The 1326-nt window shown below is 73.2% G+C and carries 1 protein-coding gene and 2 pseudogenes; 1 reads left to right on the top strand and 2 read right to left on the bottom strand.

All coding sequences use genetic code 11. The features are described 5' to 3' along the window. Positions 1 to 342: pseudogene (locus C1I99_RS31610) on the bottom strand (anthranilate synthase component I family protein); the annotation flags it as partial. A gap of 122 nt (positions 343 to 464) precedes the next feature. Here C1I99_RS31610 and C1I99_RS31605 point away from each other — a divergent pair. Then, positions 465 to 665, top strand: coding sequence for a DUF5999 family protein (locus C1I99_RS31605; protein WP_111137783.1), 201 nt, complete (start codon positions 465 to 467; stop codon positions 663 to 665). Between the two features lie 122 nt (positions 666 to 787). Here C1I99_RS31605 and C1I99_RS31600 read toward each other — a convergent pair. Then, positions 788 to 1326: pseudogene (locus C1I99_RS31600) on the bottom strand (glycine dehydrogenase (aminomethyl-transferring)); the annotation flags it as partial.

The raw sequence follows: 1326 nt of genomic DNA, 5'->3' as shown, positions 1-1326 counted from the left end.
GTCGTAGACGACCACCGCGACCTCGGGCAACGCCGGCGCCGGGTTGGCGGCGCCGGCCGGCGCGCCGGTGAGGAACGCGCCGGCGGCGGCGGAGACGTAGAGGGCGGCCCCGCACGGCCCGTCCGGGTCGTGGGCGCGGGCCGGGCGGGCCAGGTCGTGCAGCGGCAGGCCGTGCGCGGCCAGGAATTCCTCCACGCCGGTGGCCGGGTCGCCGGTGTCGCCGGGCCGCCACTCCCACCGCACCCGTTCGGCGAGCCTGCGGCGGCAGCCGGCCGGTGCGGCCGGTACATCGATCACATTCCGTGGAAGCGTTTCCACACCGTCTGGCCCTACCTGCCTCATCCGTTCAGTGGATTCCTGCGACCGACGCGCACATGTGCTCGATGCTGGCCACTTTCGCTTGGTACTGTGCGTCACTGGTCATGTGAACCATGACACAGCGCCCCCACAGTCCGGAGAACCCGATGTGCCAGCACCAACCCACCTGCCCCTCCGCCGAAGCGACCGACCGGGAAGCCGCCCGGATCATCGCCTGCTTCCCTGAGCAGGGCTGGAGCCTGCTCTGCAACGGTGTCATCGTCTTCGAGGACACCGGCGAACTGCTCCCCGACGGCAGGACGATCGCCCCGCACCGCGGCCCGGCCCGCCACGCCCTCGTCGCCTGAGCCGACCACACTCCGTCACGGAACTTCGCGTCGACCCAGGCTAGCCCCCCGGTCGGGGCGCCTGCCGCCCAGGTCGACGCTCTCCGCCCGGGGCGGCACCACGCCACCCCGGGGCCGCCCCGTCAGCTCTCGAACGCCTCCGGCGCCGGGCACGAGCAGATCAGGTTCCGGTCGCCGTACGCGCCGTCGATCCGCCGCACCGGCGGCCAGTACTTCCCGGCCCGGTCCACGCCGGCCGGGTACGCACCCACCGACCGGGGGTACGGGTGCGGCCACTCGTCACCGCTGACCATCGCCGCGGTGTGCGGCGCGTTCACCAGGGGGTTGTCCCCCGCCGGCCACTCCCCCGACGCCACCGCGCCGATCTCCGCCCGGATGGCGATCATCGCGTCACAGAACCGGTCCAGCTCGGCCAGGTCCTCGCTCTCGGTCGGCTCCACCATCAGCGTCCCCGCCACCGGGAACGACATCGTCGGCGCGTGGAAACCGTAGTCGACCAGCCGCTTCGCCACGTCGTCCACGCTCACCCCGGCCGCCTTCGTCAACGGCCGCAGATCCAGGATGCACTCGTGCGCCACCAGGCCCTTGTTGCCGGCGTACAGCACCGGGTAGTGCCCGCGCAGCCGCGCCGCCACGTAGTTCGCCGCGAGCACCGCCACCC

Origin of the sequence: Micromonospora deserti (assembly GCF_003236335.1) — a bacterium.
In the GTDB taxonomy this organism is placed as follows: Bacteria; Actinomycetota; Actinomycetes; order Mycobacteriales; family Micromonosporaceae; genus Micromonospora; species Micromonospora deserti.
Note: the sequence above shows the minus strand (reverse complement) of the source record. Positions and strands in the feature narration are given on the sequence as shown.